Source organism: Neorhizobium sp. S3-V5DH (assembly GCF_004343065.1).
Classification (GTDB): domain Bacteria; phylum Pseudomonadota; class Alphaproteobacteria; order Rhizobiales; family Rhizobiaceae; genus Neorhizobium; species Neorhizobium huautlense.
Window position 1 is genome coordinate 101,069 of record NZ_SMCL01000003.1, and the last position, 22,112, is coordinate 123,180.

Here is a 22,112-nt window from a genome sequence, read left to right on the forward strand (position 1 = left end):
ATGGCATACGAACTTTATTACTGGGACGGCATTCCCGGCCGGGGCGAATTCGTGCGCCTCGCTCTCGAGGAAGCCGGCGCCAAATATCTCGACGTGGTGCGAACCAGCCACGGGATGTCCGCCATGATGGAATATCTGCGTGGTAAACACGGTTATCTCTGCACGCCCTTTGCTCCGCCGTTTCTCAAGGATGGCGACATCATCGTCTCCCATGTGGCCAACATCCTGCACTATCTCGGCCCGAAACTGAATCTGGTTCCGAAGGACGAGAAGTACCGGATCTTTGCGCACGGCCTGCAGCTCACGATCGCCGATTTCGTGATGGAAGCGCACGACACGCACCATCCGATCAGCACCGACGACTATTACGAAGACCAGAAGGACGAGGCCAAGGCGCGTACGGAGGCCTTCCTCAAAAACCGCGTGCCGAAGTTCATGGGTTACTTCGACCGGATCATCGAGGGCAATCCGGCAAGCGGCGGCTACGCGATCGGCGGTGCGCTAAGCTACGTGGATCTGTCGCTGTTTCATGTTTCGGAAGGGCTCGCCTATGCCTTCCCCCGCGCCATGAAGAACTTCGACAGCTCTTTTCCGCGTGTTGCCAGACTGCGCGACATGGTCCGCGATCGGCCAAACCTCAACGCCTATCTCAAGTCCGATCGTCGGCTCGCCTTCAACCAGTCCGGAATATTCCGGCATTATCCGGAATTGGACCAGGATCCGGGCCGAACCGGGATCAGATAAAAAGGAAAACCGGCGCGATCGTCGCAACGATGACGGCCACGGCAATCAACGTGAACTTCATGGATGATCCCCCCAAGGCGACTGGCCTCAACCGACAGCTCAGCTCGCATCCTCTCCCAGTTCCTGCAATATCTGATGCCTCGCGCGATTGAGCCGACTTTTCACCGTGCCGACGGCGCAGTCGCAGATTTCGGCAGCGGACTCGTAGCTTTCGCCGAGGATCGCCACGAGGGTCAGAACTTCGCGGTAGTGCGGCGGAAGCTTCTGCAGCGCCCGCTGCACCTCCTTTGCCCGCGCAGCGGTCTCCTGGGTCGCCGCCATGGCGGTGTCGCCGGAAACATTTTCCTCGACCCCCGGCGCCTCGCGGCCGAGCACCTTGACGCGGGTGTAGAACGTGTTGCGCATGATCGTGAACAGCCAGCTCTTCAGCTTGGTGCCCGGCTCGAATTTGTCGAGGTTGGCGAGCGCCTTGGCAAGCGTCTCCTGCACCAGATCGTCCGCATCGCTGGGGTTGCGGCAGAAAGTGCGGGCAAATGCGCGGAGGGCCGGGATGAGCCTGACTATGTCCGCACGTGCAGGATCACTATTCAACTGTGATTCAGACACCGTTGCCTACCTCTCCGAACTCGATGGGCTGGAATTTCGGTGGCAAACGCACGCCTTGCGTGTTTGGTTCCAGTAAGATGAATAGCTTGTTCATCTTGCTCGCGGAACAAACCGGCCCATACCCCTGTTGATAGGACTCTCACGGAGTTCTGATCGTGGCACCGCGTGCAAATTGGAAGGGTTATCTCAAGGTTGGCGAATTGAGTTGTCAGGTGGCGCTTTATACCGCCGCCTCCACGTCCGATCGCGTCAGCTTCCACATCATCAACCGGGCAACCGGCAACCGCGTCCACCGCCAGATGGTCGATGCCGATACCGGCAAGGCGGTGGAGAACGAAGACATCATCAAAGGCTACGAAATATCGAGCGGCGAATATGTCTTCCTTGAGCCGGACGAGGTGAAGGCGGCAGTGCCCGAGGCCGACAAGACGCTGGAGCTGGAAGCCTTCATCCCTTGTGACGGTGTCGACACCGCCTATCTCGACAGGCCCTATTATCTGGCGCCGGCCGACAAACCGTCGGCGGAGATCTTCGCCCTGATCCGCAAAGGACTTGAAGAAAAGAACGTCGCAGCCCTTGCCCGGACCGTATTGTTCCGGAGGCTCCGGACGCTGCTGATCAGGCCGGGCGAGCAGGGCCTGATCGCCAGCACGCTCAACTATGATTACGAGGTCCGGCCGGCCAAGGAGATCTTCTCGGACATCAAAAACTTCAAGATCGACGGCGAAATGCTCGATCTCGCCAGACACATCATCGACACCAAACGCGGCGAATTCGACCCCACCGAATTCGACGACCGCTATGAGACGGCCCTTGCCGAACTGATCCGCGCCAAGATCGAAGGCCGCAAGCTGAAGAAGAAGGCAAAAGCGGAACCGAAAAAAGTGTCGAGCCTGCTCGACGCCTTGCGTCAGAGTGCCGGCACACCCTCAGCAAGGAAGAAGGCCGCGCCCAAGAAGACCGCCGGTAAAACCGCATCTCGCAAGACCGCCGCTCCGCAGAAAAAGGCTAGCTGACCATGGCGTTGGAAACCTATAATCAGAAACGCAATTTCAAGGTCTCGCCGGAGCCTCAGGGGAAATTCTCCCGCACCCGCAAGGGCAAGACCACCGGCAACAGCTTCGTGATCCAGAAACACGACGCTACCCGGCTCCACTACGATTTCCGACTGGAGATGGACGGGGTTCTGAAAAGCTGGGCCGTCACCCGCGGCCCGAGCCTCGTTCCCGGCGAAAAGCGTCTTGCGGTACATGTGGAAGACCATCCGCTGGACTATGGCGGTTTTGAAGGCACCATTCCTGAAGGCAATTATGGCGCCGGGGCCGTCCTCCTTTGGGATCGCGGCTCCTGGGAGGCGATCGGCGATGCGCATAAGGCCTACAAGAAAGGCCATATGGAATTCGAGCTGAAGGGCGAGAAGCTGGAAGGCCGCTGGCATCTGGTGCGCATGGGCCACCGTGAAGGGGAAAAGCGCGAGAACTGGCTGCTGATCAAGGGTGAGGACGAATTTGCCCGCAGCGAGGGCGATGCCGACATTCTGGAGGAGATGCCGCTTTCGGTGAAGACCGGAAAGACGCTCGAGGAAATCTGGGGCCGCACGCCGCCCAAGAAGAAGAAGGCGATCAGGAAAAACAGGCCGACGGCTCCGGAGCCCGAAGCGACGGAGGTTGCGGTCGCCGGGGTTAAGGGCGCGAAAAAGGCCGACCTGCCGGAATTCGTCGAGCCGCAGCTTGCGACATTGGTGAAAGCCGCGCCCTCCGGACAACGGTGGCTGCACGAGATCAAGATCGATGGTTATCGCCTGCAGGCGCGGGTGGAGAACGGCAAGGTCAGGCTGCTCACCCGCACCGGCCTCGACTGGACCCACAAGTTCGGCGAGGAGATCGTTTCGGCATTCACAAAGCTCGATCTGTCGAGCGCCGTGATCGACGGCGAGGTTGCCGTTGAAGCCGGTTCCGGTGCGACAGACTTCTCTCTGCTGCAGCAGGATCTGAGCGAGGGGCGCTCGGATCGCTTCACATTCTACGCCTTCGATCTCCTCCATCTCGACGGCTACGATCTGACCGGGGCAAAGTTGCTCGCGCGCAAGGAGGCGCTGGAGAGGCTTCTAGCCGGCAGCGGCCCTGCCCTGCGGTATAGCGAACATTTCGGCGACGAGGGAGGGCTGGTGCTCAAACATGCCTGCCGGCTCAGCCTCGAAGGCATCATCTCGAAGATAGCCGACGCACCCTATCGCCCCGGGCGCGGGCGCGATTGGGTAAAGTCGAAATGTTCCGCCCGGCAGGAATTCGTCGTAGCGGGCTACGTCCCCTCCTCCGTCAGCAACAAGGCGATCGGCTCGCTGGTGATGGGCTATTACGAGAAGGGAAAACTCCGCCATGCCGGACGTGTCGGCACCGGTTATTCCGGCGCGGTGGCGCAATCCCTCTTCAAGCGGCTGAACGAGATCCGCATCGACAAGAGCCCGTTTGACGAAAAGCTCGCCGCGGTGGAAAAGAAGGATGTCGTTTTCCTGAAACCGGAGCTGGTCGCCGAGGTGGAATTCCGCGGCTGGACGGCCGACGCGCATATCCGGCATGCGGCGTTCCGAGGATTGCGGGAAGACAAGGATCCGAACGAAATCGTCCGGGAGGGCGGCCCTGTGACAGCTACCGAGGAGGAAAAGCCGCCGAAACGGACGGTCAATCTCACCCATCCCGACCGCCTCTACTGGCCGGATGCAGGCGTGACCAAGGCCGGTCTGGCGGATTATTACACGCAGGTCTGGCGCCTGATGGCTCCTTTCGTCGTCAACCGGCCGCTGGCGCTCATCCGTGGCCCTGACGGCATCAACAGCCAGCTCTTCTTCCAGAAGCACGGCTGGAAGGGCATGACGAAAAACGCCGTCCTGGTGAAGGATCCCGCCGATCCGAGCGAGGAAGATATCACCATCCGCGACCTAGACGGCCTTCTAGGCCTGGTCCAGGGCGCGACGCTCGAGGTCCACCCCTGGGGCTCCAATCTCGACGACTGGGAAAAGCCGGACATGGTCAATATCGACCTCGATCCCGGCGACGGCGTCTCGTGGACGGAAATCATCGCGGCGGCACACGAGGTGAAGCAGCGATTTGAGGACATGGGGCTCACCGCCTTCGTCAAGACATCGGGCGGCAAAGGATTGCATGTCGTGGCGCCCGTGAAGCCGAAAGCGGAATGGCCCCAAGTCAAAGCCGCAATGAAGGCGCTCGCCGACGGCATGGCCGGCGACGACCCGGACAAATACGTCTCGACCATCACCAAATCGAAGCGCAAGGGAAAGATCCTGATCGACTACCTGCGCAATGGCCGCGGCGCGACCGCCGTCGCTCCCTACTCCACTCGTGCCCGCCCTGGCGCCCCGGTCTCCATGCCGGTCGCCTGGGAAGAACTCGGCGGCGCGATCGGCCCGAATTATTTCACCGTCAACAACGCGCCCGCCCGAATCTCTCAACAGACAAGCGACCCCTGGGGCGATTTCCGCAGAGCGGAGACGCCGATTGAATTTAAGGAGAAGAAGAAGAAATAGCTTCTATTTTCGCGTCGACTTGCGCTCCGCCTCGAGGCTCTTCTTCAGGGCGGCGGTAATATCGATGACATTGCTCGTCCGCTCTGGGGTTTTCTCTTCGGGCCGTTTCTTCGCCTTGCGGCCTTTCTTGCGCTCGGCGATGATTTCCAGCAGCCGGTCCTGGACCGGATCGTCGACCATGGAAGGCTGCCAGGCCTCCGTCCGTTCCTCTATCACCTTCTTCAGCATCGTCAGATGCCGGGCTTCGGGCTTTTCTCGCAGCGCTTCCGCCGCATACTCGTCGGCATCGCGCACTTCGTCTCCGTAGCGCAGCGTCCAGACGACAATTCCCTTGTCCTTCGGCAGCAGCAGCACCGCGCGCTCGCGGCGATACATTACGAGCCGCGCGATCCCGCCAGTCTTCGTCTTGGCCATTGCCTCCCGGATGACCGCGAAGGCTTCCGCGCTCACCTCGTCGTCCGGGGCGAGATAATGCGGTCTGTCATACCAGATCCATCCGATGGAACCCGCCGGGACAAACCTCTCGATATCGATCGTTCGGGTGCTTTCCAGTCCCACATCCTCGAGCTCATCATCCTCGAAGAGCACGTAGTTTTCCTCGTCTTTGGGATAACCCTTCACCTGGTCGTCGTCTTCGACCGCCTCGCCGGTCTCGGCATCCACATATTGGCTCAGCACCCGGTTCTGGGTCTTGCGGTTGATGTTGTGGAACCGCACCTTCGCCCCTTCCGAGATGGCCGGCGTCATCGTCACGCGGCAGGTGACGAGCGAAAGCTTCAGATAGCCTTTCCAGAAGACGCGCGGTGCCACGGAGAACCTCCTTCTTTTGCGGCGATAACCCATGCCGCACCGGCTTGGTTCCGGAACAAACGGCAGGAGAAGCCGTTTTCTTCCAGACGCAGCACAGGAGGGTATTTCCATGAGCACGAACAACAGCCCGAACGCTCCCCGCAAGGAGTGGGACAAGAAGACGGCCGAACGCTCCGCACGCTCGAAACACGAGAGCCAGGAACTGGAAGAACAGCTGAACGAAGGGTTGGAAGATACCTTCCCGGCAAGCGATCCGGTTTCGACCACGGTGACGTCCATTCCCGCGGGCACACCGAAACCGCCCAAGCATTAGACGATTCTCGGCAGGGTCCTGGAACAAATCAGGCGGCTTCCTGGATAGGAAGTCGCCTGATTTGATTTATGGCCTGTGACTTTTTCGGGATATCCGAAGCCAAGCATATTGCGGTAAGGAGGAATACTGCAAATTTTGGCGGGGCGGGCAACTTCGGCTTGGATTGGCCGGATATCGATGACGAGGTCGGGATGGCGAAGCAGAATAGTCCGGTTGAGGAACAGGAAGTCAGGATGGGACGGCGCGTCAATCGCCGGGTTTCGGTCCTGCTCACCGAAATCGAGAAGGAGGAAATTCCCGACCGCCTGCTCGAACTGGCCCGCGAGCTGCAGAAGGCGCTCAACGGCAAGACCAATGGGGCCGACTGACGACCTTGAGCCGGTCAATATCGGCTAGAGCTGGGTCGATATCAGATTGTCGATCCTGACCTGTCCCTCCACCACGCCTCGCGGGCCTTTCGCATCAAACCGCCCGCTCTCGTCCTCGATCACCGTATAGAGTTTTTCGCTGCGGAAGGCGCTGGCCATCTGTGTGGAATTGCCTTCTGAGGGCAAGGCGTCGATTTCGGTAAAGTCGAGTTCCGCTTCGCTCGCAACGAGACGGGCGTCGCCTGCCGTCCTTGCGCGGACGATCACTTCGCCCTGCGGAGGCGAGTTCTGCCAGTTCGGATCATGGGGCGGCGCGATCGGCACCAGGCGGTAGATCTTAAGGCTGTCCTGCATTTTCTCTTCCCTTCGGCAGTCATCTCCATTCCCAACAGGCAACGCGATCCGCGCACCTCAAGTTCCTCTTCGCCGGAACTTTTGCCCGCGGGCCGCCGTTCGTGAACGCTGACGGAGTAAATGCGCCATGGAAGACCCGAACCGCTGCCGACATCTTTGCGTCGATATGCAACGGATGTTCGCAGAAGATACCCCCTGGCATATTCCCTGGATGCCGCGGGTACGGGAGCCGGTCGCCGAACTTACAGGAACTCATCCCGCCGAGACGATTTTCACCCGCTTTGTGCCTCCGAGAACATCCGCCGAAGCAGGAGGAAGCTGGCGCAGCTATTACGAGAAATGGGCGATGATGACGCGCGAGCGGCTCGGCGACGAGATGGTCGACATCCTGCCGGAGCTCAGAGCCTTTGTTCCGCCAGCACTCGTCTTCGACAAACCGGTCTATTCACCCTGGCTCGACGGTCGGCTCCATCATTTCCTGCAAGATCAGGGCGTGACCACGCTCGTTATATCGGGCGGAGAAACGGATGTCTGCGTCCTCGCGGCCATTCTGGGAGCGGTCGACCTCGGTTATGCGATCATCCTCGTCAAGGATGCGATCTGCAGCACCTCCGACGAAACCCACGACGCCTCCCTCGCCCTTTTCGGCAGGCGCTTTTCGACCCAGCTGCGGATCGCCGGCGCCGACGAGGTGCTGCAGTGGTGGCAGGGATAGGCCCGTTCCGGAACCTTTTGCGGCAAACGGCTGTTTCCCAGATACGCCTCTGTGATCGAGGGAAACCCACAATCAGCAGCCCCTTGGGCTGCCCCGGCACGGCCCGCAGGGACCTTGCCTGAAAGGAGAAAGCGATGGCAGACAATTTCTGGTTTGTGGTCGTGGCGCTAGGCCCGATCCTCCTTGGCGGAGCGATCGCCTACGCATTGCTGCAGCGTCGCCGCCTGACGAGCGGCGAGGAAAGCAAGCAGGAGGAGGCGATCGAACGCCTCTACGATAAACCGCCGGGCGGGCGCGAGCCGCATCCGGGCGGTCACTGAGAGCGAGGAACTTTCAGTCCGCCTCGTCGTTCTATGTCTCGCAACAGCCATTCGAACATTTTCATAAAAATCCAAGGAGAGAGCAATGGCCACCAAGACCCTCGACGACCTTTTCTATGAAACCCTCAAGGACATTTACTACGCCGAACGCCAGATCGTGAAAGCCCTTCCTAAGATGGCGCGCGGTGCTCAGGACCAGAAGCTGAAAGCTGCATTCGAAAAACACCGGGACGAAACGGAAGGTCAGATCGAGCGCCTGAAACAGGTCTTCGAGATCATCGGCAAGCGCGCGCAGGGCAAGACTTGCCCGGCGATCGACGGGATTATCGAAGAAGGCGAGGAAATTCTTGACGAATTCAAGGGCAATCCTGCACTCGACGCCGGCCTGCTCGCCGCCGCACAAGCCGTCGAACACTATGAGATCAGCCGCTACGGCACCCTGCGCAGCTGGGCTCAGCAGCTCGGGCTGAAAGAGGCAGTCACGCTTCTTGAACAGACCCTTGCGGAAGAAAGCAAGACGGACGAAGCCTTGACCGCACTTGCCGAGTCCGCCGTCAATGCAGCGGCTCAAAAGGCCGCGTGAGGTGAAAAGCTAAGGGGCGCGACATCAGGTTGCGCCCCTGACGAGACGGAAAAGCCCGGCTTGGCCGGGCTTTTCATTTCCTCCCTTTATTCGGGCTCAGTGACGGAACGAGCCGCTCGGTCTCGAAGTCGCCATGCCTTGCGCCAGGATCTGCACCGGCAGCATTTCGCCGTTCAGCGCTTGCCGCCGGAAAACCTTGTCCCGGGTGGAACCGGAGCGGGCGAGCTGGGCTTTTGCAGCATCCATAGCCAGATCATAGGTGTGATAATAGGACGCGGACTGCACCCCATCTATGACATAGACCCAGCCGGTTGCGTGCGGGATGATATCGCAGTACTTTTCCATTTCGATGTGTCTCCTTCCCGGCGGAATAAACATATTTGGGCTGCCGAAAGTTCCGTCGGGCAGACTTTTGAATTGGCCGTGTGCCTGTTGGCCGAATTGTGAGTTTTCGTTTTTGACCATGGAACTTTGCTCCCGCGAATCCGTTGGGGCAATCGGGCGAATGGAGACTAAATAATGGCGGAATCCGAACAAGACTGGATCAAGAAGCGGGCCTACGCTTTGTGGGAAGCGGAAGGCTATCCTACCGGCAAGGACAGAGAGCACTGGGAACAGGCTAAGCTGGAATATGCGACGTTGAAGCCCGCGGCGCTGAACGGAGCGTCGGCCAAGGCTTCGGGTGGCAAGGCGGCAGCGGCGGTCAAACCTCCCAAAGCAGCCTCGAAGGCCGCGGCTCCCAAGGCAGTCTCCCCTAAGGCGGCGCCTAAGACAGTCGCATCCAAGGCCGCATCCGCAAAAACCGCGTCGAAACCACCGGCGGCCATCACCGCGGCGGTCGAACCTGCCAAGAAACGTTCCAAAAAGGTACCGCCGGGCAAATAGTTCCGGGGGCGGGAAAAACAGCAAGGACCAAGTTTACCGGTCGCGACGAGTGCCATCGTCGCGGCGGCAAGATTTTTTTGTTCCGGGAAATGACATGACATCTGCATCCGAATTCCGCCTGGAGCCGACCCCGAGAGGGAACGTTGGCCAGGGCTTGGTTGTTTTGGAAGAACTGAACGGGCTATGGCGGAGAGACGCATGATGAACGCCCACCTTCCGGTCGACGAGGGCCATCACAATCCGCGCAGCGTGATCGGCCATGAAGCTGAGATCGTTCCCGGAAAGCGGGCTTTGCCGCATATGAAAGTTCTTTCGGTCACCTCGGAGATCTACCCGCTTGTCAAGACCGGCGGGCTTGCTGACGTGACCGGCTCCCTGCCGAAAGCACTTGCCGGCTCGGGTATTGAGACCACCACACTGATCCCCGGGTATCCGCGGGTGATGCAGCAGCTGAAAAGCGCCATGCCGCTCGTCACCTTCGAGAGCCTTCTGGGGGAGCGCGCCTCGTTGCTCCACACCCGGATCGAGGGTTTGAGCCTTTTCGTACTGGATGCCCCAAGCCTCTACGACCGACCGGGCGGTCCCTATGTCGACGACACGGGTGCAGATCATGTCGACAACTGGAAACGGTTTGCCGCCCTGTCCCTCGCCGCGGCCGAAATTGCCGACGGTGCCCTGCCCGGCTGGGTTCCGGACCTCGTCCATACCCACGATTGGCAGACGGCACTGACCTCCGTCTACATGCGCGAACGCGGCTGCATGACACCTGTTGTCCTGACCATTCACAACCTGGCTTTCCAGGGGCAATATCCTGCAACCCTGCTTAACAGCCTCGGTCTGCCGCCCCAGGCCTATTCCATGAACCGGCTGGAATATTTCGGTGATATCAGTTTCCTGAAAGGCGGATTGCAGACGGCCGATGCGATCACCACGGTTAGCCCGACCTATGCACGGGAAATTCTCACACCCCGTTTCGGCATGGGGATGGACGGTGTTCTGAACGCGCGCATTTCCATTCTGCGCGGCATCGTCAACGGCATCGACCTCGAGGTATGGGATCCTTTGACGGACCCGCACCTGCCGCGCAACTACGATGCCACCAACCTGCGCCGAAAGCGGGAAAATCGCCGGGCGCTGCTGGAGAAGTTCGGCCTGGACACGACTGGAAACGGCCCGGTGTTCTCCGCCGTCAGCAGGCTGACCTGGCAGAAGGGTTTCGATATGTTCGCCGAGACGGCGGACGAGATCATCCATCGCGGCGGACAGGTCATCGTTTTCGGCCAGGGTGATCACGGGATCGAGCGGGCCCTCCTCGACGCGGCCTCACGCTTCCCCGGTCGAATGGCCGTCCACATTGGTTATGACGAACCGACGGCGCATCTGATCCATGGAGGCTCGGACGCCATCGTGCAGCCCTCGCGCTTCGAGCCTTGCGGCCTGACCCAGCTCTATGCGCTGCGTTATGGCTGCGTACCCGTCGTTTCCCGCACAGGCGGACTATCGGAGACCATCATCGACGCCAATGATGCCGCGATGTCGGCCCGCGTCGCGACGGGTTTTCAGTTCCACCCGGTCACCACCGACGGCCTGCGCCTGGCGCTTCGGCGCGCTTTGCATGCGTACGAGGACCCGAAAATGTGGGCACGGCTGCAGAACCAGGGCATGAAGGCAAAGTTTTCCTGGGAACGCAGCGCCCTGCAATATGCGGCGGTCTATGCCAACTTGGTGAAGAAGTCCGGCCAGGGATCGGCCTCGGATCGATACCGGGCGATACTCTGATCACAGATCGCGAAAACCGGCCTTCGAGGCCGGTTTTCTGTTGCCGATCGGCCGCTTCCTTTACGGTCTGCGGAACAACACCAGGCTGCGGCCTTCGAGCTCGAAATCCTTTTCCTTGGTGATCACCTGGCCATGCCTGGCGGTATCGGAGGTGGTGAGTTCCAGCACCCAGCCGCCCTCGCCGAACTGTGGGATGCGGAACGGCACATTGCCTTCGAACGGATTGAAGAGCAGCAACACGTCGTGCCAGATGCCTTCCTCCTCCCGAAGATCAGGCCGGCCGATATAGAGGCCGAGCGTCGAGCCCTCGTCCCATTGTTCCGGCGTCTGAAAGCCGCCGCCGGCATTGAACCATTTGATCTCCAGTCCGTCGCGCCAGTTCTCGCGCCTGAGAAGCGGCTGCTCCTTGCGCAGCTTGATGATGTGGCGCGTAAATTCGCGCAACGCCTCGCAGGTCTCCGGCAAATCCTCCCAATGGACCCACGAGATCTCGCTGTCCTGACAATAGCCGTTGTTGTTGCCCATCTGACTGCGGCCGAATTCGTCCCCGGCAAGCAGCATCGGCGTGCCGTGCGAGAAGAACAGCGTCGCGAGGAAATTGCGCTTCTGACGGTCGCGGACCGCGTTGATGTCCTCGTCTTCGGTCGGCCCCTCGGCACCGTAATTGTAGCTGCGGTTGTCGTTATGGCCGTCGTTGTTGTCCTCGCCGTTCGCCTCGTTGTGCTTCTCGTTGTAGGAAACAAGGTCGTTAAGGGTGAACCCGTCGTGCGCGGCGATGAAGTTGACGCTCGCCCAAGGCCGGCGACCGCGCTGGTCGTAGAGATCGCCGGAGCCAAGCAGGCGGGCAGCGAAATCGGTCGAGACATTCGTTCCCTTCCAGTATTCGCGTACCGTGTCGCGGTACTTGTCGTTCCATTCCGCCCAGCCCGGCGGGAAGCCGCCGACCTGGTAGCCGCCAGGCCCAATATCCCAAGGCTCGCCGATCAGCTTCACCTTCGACAGCACCGGGTCCTGCGTCATGGCGTCGAAGAAGCCGCCGCGCTGGTCGAAACCCTGCGGCTCGCGCCCGAGGATCGTCCCGAGATCGAAGCGGAAGCCATCGACATGCATGAATTCGACCCAGTAGCGAAGCGAATCCATCACGAGCTGCAGCACGCGAGGGTGGGACGTGTTGACGGTATTCCCGGTGCCTGTGTCGTTGATATAGTAGCGGTGCTGGTCCGGCATCGTCCGGTAATAGGAAAAATTGTCGATGCCCTTGAAGGAAAGCGTCGGCCCAAGCTCGTTGCCTTCGGCGGTATGGTTATAGACCACGTCGAGAATGACCTCGATTCCCGCGTCGTGGTAAGCGCGCACCATGTCGCGGAAGCCTTGGATGCCTCTCGGGCCGTAATAACGGGAGGCCGGCGCGAAGAAGCCGAGCGTATTGTAGCCCCAGAAATTCTTGAGACCCTTGTCGAGCAGATGCTGGTCGTCCGGGAAGTCGTGAACGGGCATCAGCTCGACGGAGGTAACGCCGAGGCTTTTGATGTAGTCCACCGAAGCCTTGTGGCCCATTCCTTCGAACGTGCCGCGCAATTCCTTCGGGATCGCCGGATTGAGCTGAGTGAAGCCCTTCACATGCGTCTCGTAAATGACGGCGGCGGGCCAGGGAATGTTCGGCCGGTTCTGATCCTGCCAGTCGAACTCGTTGGGATCGATCACTCGACACTTTGGCATGAACGGTGCGCTGTCGCGCTCGTCGAAGGTAAGATCCTTATCCTCGTGCAGGAGATCGTAGCCGAAATGGGCCTCATTCCATTTGACGTCGCCCACAAGCTCGCGGGCGTAGGGATCGATCAGCAGCTTGTTGGGATTGAACCGATGGCCATTCTCCGGATCGTAAGGGCCGTGGACGCGATATCCGTAAAGCGCGCCAGGCTTGAGGCCCGGCACATAGCCGTGCCAGACCTCGTGGGTATATTCCGGCAGCTCCAGCCGCGCGATTTCGATCTTGCCGCTATTGTCGAACAGGCATAGCTCGATCCGTTCGGCATGGGCCGAAAAGATCGCGAAGTTGACCCCCTCGCCGTCGTAATTGGCGCCGAGCTGATGCCAGTATCCCGGCTCCACTGTGAAATGGTTCGATTTCGTGTCCATGCGGCACCCTTCCAAGTTTCCGCCTGATAATGGTGCCGCACAACAAATCGTTCCCTAGGGCTTCAAAATCTATGGATTGCCGGAGCCTGCCGGCGCAGGGGTTACGGGTGGATTGCTGGTTGTCCCGGACGGGGATGTGGCAGGGCTCTGGCCGCCGGTGCTTGTTTGCGGCGTGGGATCCTTGTCCGCGGGTGCCGTGTTGTTTGGCTGCTGCGGCGGCGTGTTGTTGATCGGGTCACTCTGTTTTTCGTTGTTGTCGCTGCACGCGCTCAAAAGAACCACCGTCGAAAGGGCAAGGATCAGGCGTTTCATTTTTTCTCTTCTCCATCGAGATTGCTGACGGAACCCCGGCGCCGATGGGCATCGAGTGCGATGACTTTCTCTACCGCGGCAACATCTTCCGCCGCTGCGACGGGAACCGGATCACTGGCGATCGCTTCCAATACCTCAGGAGAGATCGCGCCTTCGCGGATCACATATTCGAGCGCTTCCCGGGTTTGCCGCTCCGCCTTCAGCTGGGCGTAAAGGGCAAGGATCAGACGGTCGCGCACGTCCCGTTCTCCATGTCCTGCCCCTGATCTGACGAAGTCCGCCATGGTCGTTCTCCCTATCTTTGTTAAGGGATGAACTTTCGGTCCGGGCGATTGTTCCCTCCGTCAAACGGTCCCCTATCTCCTTGAGCAACGGAATTCGTCAGGAGGATTGAGATGTCGGCGCTGACACCCGAGGAACTGGAAGGACGCCTGAACGCACACCGGGAGCTGATGATCGAGCTTCTGGCGGCAATGATCGGCGGAGAGGTCACCATCTCCTCGTTTCTGAGGCGGCTGAGGGACGATGCCACCTTCAAGGACAATGAGGAGGATCCGGGCGTCATGCCCGAAGATACCTTTGCGATAGAAAATTCCGCCGCGCGTGAAGTGCGCGCCATACTCGAAGCGGCCCGCGCCCGGGCAGAGGCGGACGACCGTTGAAACGTCGTTAACCGTAGCGCTTCACATTTATGGCAATCCCGCCACGTTTATGGCCATTTCGTGGAACTAGAATGGTGTTTTCTCGTTCACTTGCTAGGGAAGCGATGGAGGCGTCTATGGTCAGGGAATGGGTAGAGGCGGCAGGCTTCGTTCTTGTGATCGCGGCATGCTACATGCTCGTCATTCCAGTCTGATTTTGAAAGCTCCTGGGGAGGAGAGAGTGGCCTGAACTCAAGGGCCCCTGCTCTCGCGGCTGGCAAAAAAGGCCGCGAGAGCGGCAAAATCCTCTTCCTTTAGACTTCTGGCTGCCTCGGTCATCAGGTGACTGAATGGGCCGCCGCCTCTGGCACCGGTATGAAAGAGGCGAAGTTGACGCTCCAGGTAAGGAGCGGTCTGACCCGATATGCGCGGATAGGCCGGGTTGCCGCCGGCCTTTTCATGACAGCTCAGACAGGCCGGCACCTTGTCAGCCGGCCTTCCTCTTTCTGCCAGCTCCCGCCCCCTTTCGACCAATTGCGGATCGCCTTGGCCGATCTGTCGTGCAGGCGGCGCCTGCTTGGCGTAATAACTCGCAAGCTCCGGCAGGCTCTCTTCCGGCAAGGTGCCGGCTGCCACCTGCATGATGCCGCTCGGACGCTTTTCCTCCGCATAAGCCTTGAGGCTGTTGAGCAGATACGCCTCCGACTGGCCGGCAAGCCTGGGAACGATACTGCCTTCCGTAAGCCGCTTTTCCGCATGACAGCTCTCGCAGGTGATCGGCAGCGGCGAGACCTCGCCCGCATGGCCGATGCCGTGCAGGCCGGACACCTGCAGATAGGCGTTTGCGTCCATCTCCGGCAGCTTGCGCAGAAAAGCGACCATCGCCCAGATCTCGTCATCGCGCAGCCCGGTCGGCCAGCCCGGCATGCCGGTGAAGCGCACGCCATGTTTGACGATCTCGAAAAGCTGGGCATCGGTCCAGGTCGGCACGACCATCTTCAGGTCGGGCGGCCGCGGCAGCATGGCGAGCACCGCATCGGACCGCCCCTGCGCCGGCGAGCCGTGACAGATAGCACAGCCGGTCTCGAAGTGGCCGGCGGCTGGTGGCAGAAGCGCCGGATCGTCGAGCGGCGGAACCTCCACGAACAGTGCGGCGGTGCGCACCGAATTCTTCATCACCCAGTGGAGGAACCAGTCCGTCACGCCCCAGTGGCCCGTGCTCGCCCTGACGCTCATCAGTCCCGACCAGGCGAAAACCATGCCGAGCAACGGCAGTACCACGACAAGGGCAATCAGGTATTTCCTCGGGATCGTCATCGGCCCCTCCTCCCCAAAGGCTTTGGCGCATCAATGTTCAGCGTGCGAGCCAGGAGCGCTACGCCACCGGCCAGATAGACGACCGCGCCGACGAGCAGCATCACCACGCCACCTATCTGTTGGTCCGTCCCGGCATTCAGCACGACACCGAAACAGCTTACCTCCCCGTCACCGTAAAGCGGCCGCGGCGAAAGCGCCAGAAGCGCGCCAAGCAATGTCATATGCATCGATGTGAAGAGAAGCCCGACCGTGCCGGCAAGCCGCCGCTCTTCACGGCCACCGGTGGCGCCGCCGAGGCAGGTCAGCCAGAGCGTCAATCCCGCAGCCACGAAGACAAGCTGTTCCAGCACCGTGACGACGGTAGAGGTTTCCGAGAGAGCCCGCACGGCCGGCACATGCCAGCCCCATACAGCGACCAGCTCGATCAGCGAGGCGAGCACGGGTGTCAACCAGGCCCGCCCGGCGGTGAAGTCGAGGCGGGTTCCCGAAAGGCCGACGGCAATCAGCGGTGCAGCACCTGCCACCACACCCATATGCGCAATCATGTGGACGGAAAAGGAGCCCCGGTCGGCAAAGGGGAGCAGGAACGCCCAGAGCAGGAGAAGCAGGACAAGGCCGAAAACCCAGGCCGCCCGCTTCAACGCTGGCACTCCGCGATGAAGATCAAGGGAATGGCGGCATAGACGACGGCGACGAAACTGAGGCCGGAGAGGAGAAGCGTCGCAAAACCTTGAAAATACTTTCGATCTTCCCGCGTCGCCGCGTCGTGCGGAGGATCTCCCGATCCGAAACCCCATTGCCGCCAGGCGAGATAGGCGGACAGCACGATCATCGCCAGCGCCAGCAGCGTGAAGACCCCCAACGCGAACCGCAGGGTGCCGAAGGTAATCTCTTCGGCCAGCCCCTTGGCGCAGAAGATGGCGACCGCCGCATAACATACGACAAAATGCAGCGCCCAGACGGTGGGCGCGGTAAACAGCGTCCAGAGGGTTTCGACCTCGCGCGGGATGAAGCTCTTCATTCTATCACCATCGGAAAGAGGCCGATGACGCCGAAGGTTGTCACGGCGGTGACGGCCATGAAGTGCCAGTAGAGCGTAACATTGCGGATATCCTGATCGTATTCCGCCGTCATCCTGCCGGCAAAACTGCGGGCCAGGCAGTAGAGATGCATGATCGCGCCGACGGCGCCATGCGTCACCGTCCAGATTGCCAGGATCCAGACGGTGGCGGGATAGACGTTGGCGGTCGGATCCATGGCGTGGAAATAGGGACCCGCCAGACCTGCAAGCGACGCTGCGACCGTGACGACGAAGCCCGCGACCAGCGCGAGCCGTGCCCCGACCGGCCCCTTTTCATTGAGCTCCCGCGCAAGCACCGTCAGCGCCCACGCGACGACGAAGAGCGCCAGCGCGATCATCGGCCATAAGATGCCCGGCCCCTGTGCCGCGGCGGTGAAATCCGCATGGATCGTCCAGTAGAAGAAATAGCCGAAGATCAGGCTGGCGAAGGCCGTTCCGTCACCCACCATGGTGATGAACATCGCCCACCAGCCGACCGACGCCGGACCCGAGACATAGATCGGCAGTTTGAGCCCGAGCCCGACATCGATCTCCGGCTCCTCCGGGATCGGCGCCGTCCCCGTCCACAGCCAGACGACGATGGCCACGAACGTAATGATCGCGCAGACAATGGTCGTGATCCACCAATGGAAGGTGAGCGCGATAAAGACCCCGCCGAGCGCAAGCGCCGCGATGATCGTCACATAGGAAACGCCGCCGACCCGCAGGCACTGGATCGGATCGGCATCCAGGACCGAGGTGACGAGGGTTTCGCGCTTGCCCGACTTCGCATCCGGCAGATAAAAGCGGCCCGCCTCGATATCGCGCTGCAGGTTCGGCTGGTCCCAGAGCGGATAGCGGCTGGTGATGACCGGCACCGAGCGCATGCCCCAGCTCTCGTCAGGATCGTTCGTCCATTCCAGCGTGCCGGAATTCCAGGGATTGAGATTACGCGCCGTCGGTTTTGGCTTTGGCCTCAGAATATCGGTGACGACGATTGCCACACCCGAGGCGAAGATGAAGGCGCCGATCGTGGAGACCAGGTTGAACCAATCCCAGCCGATGCCCTCCGGATAGGTGAAGACGCGACGCGGCATGCCTCGCAGGCCGGAAAAATGCATGGGGAAGAAGGCAATGTTGAAGCCTGAGAACATCAGCCAGAACGCCACCTTGCCCCAGGCATCGCTGAGCTTCTTGCCTCTTACGAACGGGAAATAATAATAGATGCCGGCAACCACCGGAAACAGCATGCCCCCGATCAGCACATAATGAAGGTGCGCGACGACGAAATAGGTGTCGTGCGCCTGCCAGTCGAAAGGTACCAGCGCCACCATCACGCCGGTCAATCCGCCGACCACGAAGATGATGACGCCGCCGGCACCGAACAGCATCGGCACCGAAAAGATCACCCGGCCGGCAAGCATCGTGGCGATGAAGACGAAGATCTGCACTCCGGTCGGGATCGCCACGGCCTCGGACGCAGCGGAGAAGAAGGCCAGCGAAATCTGCGGCAGGCCGGTCGCGAACATATGGTGCACCCAGAGCCCGAAACTCAGGAAGCCGGTGCCGACGGCCGCCAGCACGATCCAGGAATAACCGACGATCGGCCGCTGCGAGAAGGTCGGCACGATCATCGCCATCAACGCGATCGCGGGCAGGAAGATGATATAGACCTCCGGATGGCCGAAGATCCAGAAGAGATGCTGCCAAAGGAGCGGGTCGCCGCCCCTCTTGGCATCGAAGAACGGCCAGTCGAACATCCGCTCCATCTCGAACAGGATGTCACCGGCGATCAGCGGCGGGAAGGCAAACAGGATCATCCCTGCGACGATCAAGAGATACCAGGCGAACATCGGCATGAGGTTGATGCGCATACCCGGAGCCCGGCATTTCATGATGCCGACGATGATCTCGACGGCCGCGGCGATCGACGCCACCTCGATGAACGAGAGGCCGAGCAGCCAGATATCCGCACCGATGCCCGAATATTCCTTGTCGGTCGCGAGCGGCGGATACATGAACCAACCGGCATTCGGCGCCGCATTGAAGAAGATCGAACCGCAGACGAAGATCCCGCCAATGAGGAAGCTCCAGAAGCCGAAAGCAGAGAGACGCGGGAACGGCAATTCGCGGGCGCCGAGCATCGACGGCAACAGGAAGATGGCGATCGCCTCGAAAATCGGCACCGCGAACAGAAACATCATCACTGTGCCGTGCAGCGTAAAGGCCTGGTTAAAGAGATCCGCCGAGATGAGATCGTTGTTGGGCACCGCGAGCTGCAGGCGCATCAAAAGCCCGAGCAGACCGGCAAACAGCATGAAGGCGAACGCAGTCACGCCGTACCAGAGGCCGATCTCGCTATTGTTGACCGATGTCCAGTAACGGAGCCCCTTCGGCGTCTCCCACACCTTGCGGAGCCGTTCTTCCTGGGCCGCCCTTTCTTCGGCCGAGAAATTGCCGAGCTCTGGGGTCATCGTAGCCCTTTCAGGTAAGCTGCGATCCGTTCGACATCCGCATCCGGCAGCATGGAGAAATGAGGCATCCGGACCTCGGGCTTGACGCCGTCCGGGTAGCGGATGAACCGCGCAATATGTTCGGCCGTATTGGCTAGCGACCCGGCGCCGACGCTGCCGCGTTCTCCGAAGGCGGTAAGATCCGGACCGATCGTGCCGCGCGCCTCGGTGCCTGAAATAGCATGGCAGGCGGCGCAGCCGTGCCTCAGGAAAAGTGCCAAGCCCTCCGCGTCAGCACCCGACGAGTTTTTCCGCGCCGAAAGCCAGGCTTCGTAAGCCCGTGGCTCCATGGCATGCACCGTAAAAGCCATCAGCGCGTGGGACGGCCCGCAGAATTCGGCGCAGACCCCGCGATAGGTGCCCGGTTTTTCGGCGACAAGCGTCAACCGGTTTTCGCGCCCGGGGATCATGTCCATCTTGCCCCCGAGCACCGGGATCCAGAAGGAATGGATGACATCCGGCGACTTCAACAGGAAAACCACCCGCTCGCCGACGGGTATGCGCACTTCATTTGCCGTCTCGAAGACGGGCCCGCTGTCCTCACCGAGATACCGGACCCGCCACCAGAATTGCTCGCCGGTCACTTCGATGCGCCGCATGCCGCTTGCATCATCCTGAAACCAGGGCCGCATGACCGGCATCAGCCAGACGGCATAGGTCAGAAGCGCCGCAAGCACCACGGTCGGAAAAACGGCTCCACCCCACAGGACCAACTGGCCGGCACTTTTCGTCGAATGCGCCCGCCGCTTGCGTGCCGCGTAAAAGAGCAGACCGACAACGCCGCACCAGATGACGATCCCGCCGATCAGCATCGTGTAGAAGAGCGTGGCGACGCCTGCCGCCTCGGGTCCTGCGGGATCCAGCGCGGATTGCGCTCCCGAGCATGACGCGAGCGGCGGAAAAACGAAAAGGAGGAGGTGATGGCGTCGACAGACGCCGTGGCGGCCCAGGCTTGGTCCTGATCGAATTGGCCGGCCGGAGGCAGCCAAGCGGTCATCATTCATTTCGGCCGATACCTGGCAAGTGTTTTGCGGCAACGCCGCGAACATCCGGCCAAGAACGCGGCTTGCCCGCTTTTGTTCCAGGCCCCCGATAACTTTCTGTAACGTTCTGAGAAAAAGTTGGAACGATTCCCTACCGCATGGGTTTGCTCCTTCGTGAGAGGGCCGGACGCCCTTGCCTCGCGACGGGAGAAATCAACATGCGACACTTTTTCAAGATGCTCAGGAACAGGCTGACCGGAATCCGGCACGAGAAGAAGACTTTTGCCGTGGAACACCCCGAAGAGCTTCAGGTTATGGTGCCGGAGGCCGTGGTTCTGCCTCTACCTAAGTCGCCCCGCGATGAAATCAGCGTTCCGGCGTCGATCAACGGCCGTGACCTTTCCTCAGGCCGCTTGTGAAGGAGCCGGACGAAATCGACCGAAGGAGTAATGAATGACCGCTATCGATTCCGCTTCCATCCTTATTCTGGCCACCGACGGCTATGAACGATCGGAACTTCGGGTTCCGTTGGAGGAGTTGAAGAAGCGAGGCGCCACCGTCAAGATCGCATCCATCAAAACCGGCGAGATCAAGAGCTGGGACGAGAAGGATTGGGGCGATACCGTGTCCGTCGATCTCGAGGCGAAGAATGTGAAGACGGAGGAGTTCGACGCCCTGGTTTTGCCCGGCGGGCAGATCAACCCAGATCTTCTGCGCGTTAATGAAGAAGCCGTGAAGGTGGTGCGAGACTTCGTCAAGAGCGGCAAGCCGGTTGCCGCGATCTGCCACGGCCCTTGGCTGCTGGTGGAAGCGGATGCGCTTCGCGGCCGCAAGGCTACCTCTTACCATTCCATTCGCACCGACATCCGCAATGCCGGCGCGTCCTGGAAGGACGAGGCGGTGGTCGTCGACAACGGGATCATCACGTCTCGATCGCCAAAGGATCTTCCCCAGTTCGTGGAAAAGATCGTCGAGGAGATTCAAGAAGGTCCCCACGATCGCCGCGCGGCCTAAGTTTTCGCCAGCTCTCCAACAGCCGCCCGCAGTGCTTCGCGGGCGGTCATCGGCGGGTTCTCCGGGGAAACCTCCCGGAGAAAGGCCACCAATCGGCCCTCGCTTTCCCTCAAGCCCCTCGGAACATTCAGCTCCGCCTTGTTTGTCATTATCTTTTCCAGTGGCGCCGTGTTTTCAGAAAGCTCCAAAATGCTTGGATGGATATAGCTGGAGCGGCAAACCGCCGGGGTATTGTGCAACGCGTCAGAAGCCGCGTGAGCCATCAATTTTATCTTTGGAGGCTTTCCTTCCCTTTCCATGAAGTCCCAGGCAGCGTTGAAGGCGGTGAGACTCCCGCCCCAGGTCCGGAATGTCTTTGCCGACACCGGAAAACCCGCCGCCTTGGCAAGGTAGGCGTTCAAGCGACCTGAATCCACCGAATGAGGCACGCCCTGTTCATCTGGCCAGGAAAACAGCTGCCGTCCGGGCAGATCCGCTATCTCCTCCAGGATGCGCTGCAGGCGCGGATGCTTCAGCGTGTGCCGTACCCTCTTCCCGCCCTTCGCCGTGAAGCGCAGGAGGACCGCGTCGTCCGACAGGGTCATATGACGCTTCAAGAGCGTCGTTGCTCCATAGGTCCTGTTCTCTTTTGCGTAGGCCTGGTTTCCCACCCGCAGGTGCGTCGCATCCAGGAGCGCGACCAGCGCAGCAATCACGGCCTCGGTTTTATCCAGACCAAGTGCCAGATCCCGTTTCGCCCGGCTGCGAATCCGCGGCAGCGCCTCTCCGAACTTCAAGAGCTGGTCGAACTTTCGTTCGCTGCGGAAACTCTGCCAGTCGGGATGATACCGGTATTGCTTTCGGCCGCGGGAATCATACCCTGTTGCCTGCAGGTGGCCGCGAGGATCGAGGCAGATCCAGACATTCTCGTAGGCAGGCGGCAGCCCGAGCGCTGCGATCCTTCGCCGCTCCCGCTCGTCAGTCAGCAGCGCTCCGTCCGGCAGGCGGTAGCAGAACCCTTTGCCGCGCCGGAGCCTGCGGATGCCGGGTTCCGTATCGCTGACATAGGTAAGGCCGATTGTTTGAAGGGTATCCTGATCGATGTCGATTGTGGTGAGCATGGCGTCCATGGC

General features: G+C 60.7%; 26 protein-coding genes. 13 read left to right on the plus strand and 13 right to left on the minus strand.

What is annotated here, in order from left to right:
• On the plus strand, positions 1–744 hold the full coding sequence (locus EDE09_RS06490) for a glutathione S-transferase (RefSeq protein WP_105371475.1): 744 nt from the start codon (positions 1–3) through the stop codon (positions 742–744).
• A 99-nt stretch (positions 745–843) separates the two neighbouring features.
• Here EDE09_RS06490 and EDE09_RS06495 read toward each other — a convergent pair whose 3' ends face one another.
• Positions 844–1,350, minus strand: coding sequence for a sigma-70 family RNA polymerase sigma factor (locus EDE09_RS06495; RefSeq protein WP_245422808.1), 507 nt, complete (start codon positions 1,348–1,350; stop codon positions 844–846).
• 152 nt (positions 1,351–1,502) lie between these two features.
• Here EDE09_RS06495 and EDE09_RS06500 point away from each other — a divergent pair, with 152 nt between their 5' ends.
• On the plus strand, positions 1,503–2,366 hold the full coding sequence (locus EDE09_RS06500) for a Ku protein (RefSeq protein WP_205839321.1): 864 nt from the start codon (positions 1,503–1,505) through the stop codon (positions 2,364–2,366).
• Positions 2,367–2,368: 2 nt separating this feature from the next.
• Complete coding sequence (gene ligD / locus EDE09_RS06505) at positions 2,369–4,894, plus strand: DNA ligase D (protein WP_105371472.1); 2,526 nt, start codon at positions 2,369–2,371, stop codon at positions 4,892–4,894.
• Positions 4,895–4,897: 3 nt separating this feature from the next.
• On the opposite strand, the gene EDE09_RS06510 is transcribed toward ligD, so the two are convergent.
• Entirely contained in the window at positions 4,898–5,704 is an 807-nt protein-coding gene (locus EDE09_RS06510) for a Ku protein (RefSeq protein ID WP_105371471.1), read from the minus strand.
• A gap of 109 nt (positions 5,705–5,813) precedes the next feature.
• On the opposite strand from EDE09_RS06510, the gene EDE09_RS06515 reads away from it, so the two are divergent.
• Entirely contained in the window at positions 5,814–6,017 is a 204-nt protein-coding gene (locus EDE09_RS06515) for a hypothetical protein (RefSeq protein ID WP_105371470.1), read from the plus strand.
• A 191-nt stretch (positions 6,018–6,208) separates the two neighbouring features.
• Positions 6,209–6,385: a hypothetical protein gene (locus EDE09_RS28095; protein ID WP_157949003.1), complete on the plus strand. Its 177-nt coding sequence runs from the start codon at positions 6,209–6,211 to the stop codon at positions 6,383–6,385.
• A gap of 24 nt (positions 6,386–6,409) precedes the next feature.
• Here the strand turns inward: EDE09_RS28095 and EDE09_RS06520 are convergent, their stop codons facing one another.
• Positions 6,410–6,739 carry a hypothetical protein gene (locus EDE09_RS06520; RefSeq protein ID WP_105371468.1) on the minus strand — a complete coding sequence of 110 codons (330 nt, stop codon included), beginning with the start codon at positions 6,737–6,739 and terminating at the stop codon, positions 6,410–6,412.
• A gap of 127 nt (positions 6,740–6,866) precedes the next feature.
• On the opposite strand from EDE09_RS06520, the gene EDE09_RS06525 reads away from it, so the two are divergent.
• From EDE09_RS06525 to EDE09_RS06535, 3 genes are all read left to right on the plus strand, one after another.
• Positions 6,867–7,454, plus strand: coding sequence for an isochorismatase family cysteine hydrolase (locus EDE09_RS06525; protein ID WP_105371467.1), 588 nt, complete (start codon positions 6,867–6,869; stop codon positions 7,452–7,454).
• Between the two features lie 134 nt (positions 7,455–7,588).
• Positions 7,589–7,774: a hypothetical protein gene (locus EDE09_RS06530; RefSeq protein WP_105371466.1), complete on the plus strand. Its 186-nt coding sequence runs from the start codon at positions 7,589–7,591 to the stop codon at positions 7,772–7,774.
• Positions 7,775–7,859: 85 nt separating this feature from the next.
• Entirely contained in the window at positions 7,860–8,357 is a 498-nt protein-coding gene (locus EDE09_RS06535; RefSeq protein WP_105371465.1) for a ferritin-like domain-containing protein, read from the plus strand.
• Positions 8,358–8,453: 96 nt separating this feature from the next.
• Here EDE09_RS06535 and EDE09_RS06540 read toward each other — a convergent pair whose 3' ends face one another.
• The gene (locus EDE09_RS06540) at positions 8,454–8,822 is read right to left on the minus strand and encodes a hypothetical protein (protein ID WP_105371464.1); all 369 of its coding nucleotides are present in this window, start codon (positions 8,820–8,822) and stop codon (positions 8,454–8,456) included.
• Between the two features lie 54 nt (positions 8,823–8,876).
• Between EDE09_RS06540 and EDE09_RS06545 the strand changes: the two genes are divergently transcribed.
• Both EDE09_RS06545 and glgA read left to right on the plus strand, forming a co-directional pair.
• The gene (locus EDE09_RS06545; protein WP_105371463.1) at positions 8,877–9,242 is read left to right on the plus strand and encodes a DUF2934 domain-containing protein; all 366 of its coding nucleotides are present in this window, start codon (positions 8,877–8,879) and stop codon (positions 9,240–9,242) included.
• Between the two features lie 300 nt (positions 9,243–9,542).
• On the plus strand, positions 9,543–11,021 hold the full coding sequence (gene glgA, locus EDE09_RS06550; RefSeq protein ID WP_165924136.1) for a glycogen synthase GlgA: 1,479 nt from the start codon (positions 9,543–9,545) through the stop codon (positions 11,019–11,021).
• Between the two features lie 60 nt (positions 11,022–11,081).
• Here the strand turns inward: glgA and glgX are convergent, their stop codons facing one another.
• From glgX to EDE09_RS06565, 3 genes are all read right to left on the minus strand, one after another.
• Positions 11,082–13,160, minus strand: a complete 2,079-nt coding sequence (gene glgX / locus EDE09_RS06555) for a glycogen debranching protein GlgX (protein ID WP_105371461.1) — start codon at positions 13,158–13,160, stop codon at positions 11,082–11,084.
• Between the two features lie 69 nt (positions 13,161–13,229).
• Positions 13,230–13,472: a membrane lipoprotein lipid attachment site-containing protein gene (locus EDE09_RS06560; protein WP_105371460.1), complete on the minus strand. Its 243-nt coding sequence runs from the start codon at positions 13,470–13,472 to the stop codon at positions 13,230–13,232.
• On the minus strand, positions 13,469–13,756 hold the full coding sequence (locus tag EDE09_RS06565) for a hypothetical protein (protein ID WP_105371459.1): 288 nt from the start codon (positions 13,754–13,756) through the stop codon (positions 13,469–13,471). The genes EDE09_RS06560 and EDE09_RS06565 overlap by 4 nt, the downstream gene beginning before the upstream one ends.
• 111 nt (positions 13,757–13,867) lie before the next feature.
• Between EDE09_RS06565 and EDE09_RS06570 the strand changes: the two genes are divergently transcribed.
• Positions 13,868–14,134, plus strand: a complete 267-nt coding sequence (locus tag EDE09_RS06570; protein ID WP_105371458.1) for a hypothetical protein — start codon at positions 13,868–13,870, stop codon at positions 14,132–14,134.
• Positions 14,135–14,365: 231 nt separating this feature from the next.
• Here the strand turns inward: EDE09_RS06570 and EDE09_RS06575 are convergent, their stop codons facing one another.
• From EDE09_RS06575 to coxB, 5 genes are read right to left on the minus strand one after another with little or no spacing between them, the layout of a single operon-like run.
• A complete protein-coding gene (locus EDE09_RS06575) occupies positions 14,366–15,430 on the minus strand; it encodes a c-type cytochrome (RefSeq protein WP_105371457.1) in 1,065 nt (354 codons plus the stop codon).
• Complete coding sequence (locus EDE09_RS06580) at positions 15,427–16,071, minus strand: cytochrome c oxidase assembly protein (protein WP_245422807.1); 645 nt, start codon at positions 16,069–16,071, stop codon at positions 15,427–15,429. Before EDE09_RS06580 ends, EDE09_RS06575 begins: the two co-directional genes overlap by 4 nt.
• Positions 16,068–16,451 carry a hypothetical protein gene (locus tag EDE09_RS28585; protein WP_245422806.1) on the minus strand — a complete coding sequence of 128 codons (384 nt, stop codon included), beginning with the start codon at positions 16,449–16,451 and terminating at the stop codon, positions 16,068–16,070. The genes EDE09_RS06580 and EDE09_RS28585 overlap by 4 nt, the downstream gene beginning before the upstream one ends.
• Entirely contained in the window at positions 16,448–18,964 is a 2,517-nt protein-coding gene (gene ctaD, locus EDE09_RS06585; protein ID WP_105371455.1) for a cytochrome c oxidase subunit I, read from the minus strand. The genes EDE09_RS28585 and ctaD overlap by 4 nt, the downstream gene beginning before the upstream one ends.
• Positions 18,961–20,007 carry a cytochrome c oxidase subunit II gene (coxB, locus tag EDE09_RS06590; protein ID WP_105371585.1) on the minus strand — a complete coding sequence of 349 codons (1,047 nt, stop codon included), beginning with the start codon at positions 20,005–20,007 and terminating at the stop codon, positions 18,961–18,963. Before coxB ends, ctaD begins: the two co-directional genes overlap by 4 nt.
• 197 nt (positions 20,008–20,204) lie before the next feature.
• On the opposite strand from coxB, the gene EDE09_RS06595 reads away from it, so the two are divergent.
• Both EDE09_RS06595 and EDE09_RS06600 read left to right on the plus strand, forming a co-directional pair.
• The gene (locus EDE09_RS06595; RefSeq protein WP_105371454.1) at positions 20,205–20,405 is read left to right on the plus strand and encodes a hypothetical protein; all 201 of its coding nucleotides are present in this window, start codon (positions 20,205–20,207) and stop codon (positions 20,403–20,405) included.
• Between the two features lie 34 nt (positions 20,406–20,439).
• On the plus strand, positions 20,440–21,000 hold the full coding sequence (locus tag EDE09_RS06600) for a type 1 glutamine amidotransferase domain-containing protein (protein WP_105371453.1): 561 nt from the start codon (positions 20,440–20,442) through the stop codon (positions 20,998–21,000).
• Here EDE09_RS06600 and EDE09_RS06605 read toward each other — a convergent pair.
• Entirely contained in the window at positions 20,997–22,082 is a 1,086-nt protein-coding gene (locus EDE09_RS06605; RefSeq protein WP_165924137.1) for a DNA topoisomerase IB, read from the minus strand. The genes EDE09_RS06600 and EDE09_RS06605 overlap by 4 nt on opposite strands.
• Positions 22,083–22,112 lie beyond the last annotated feature (30 nt).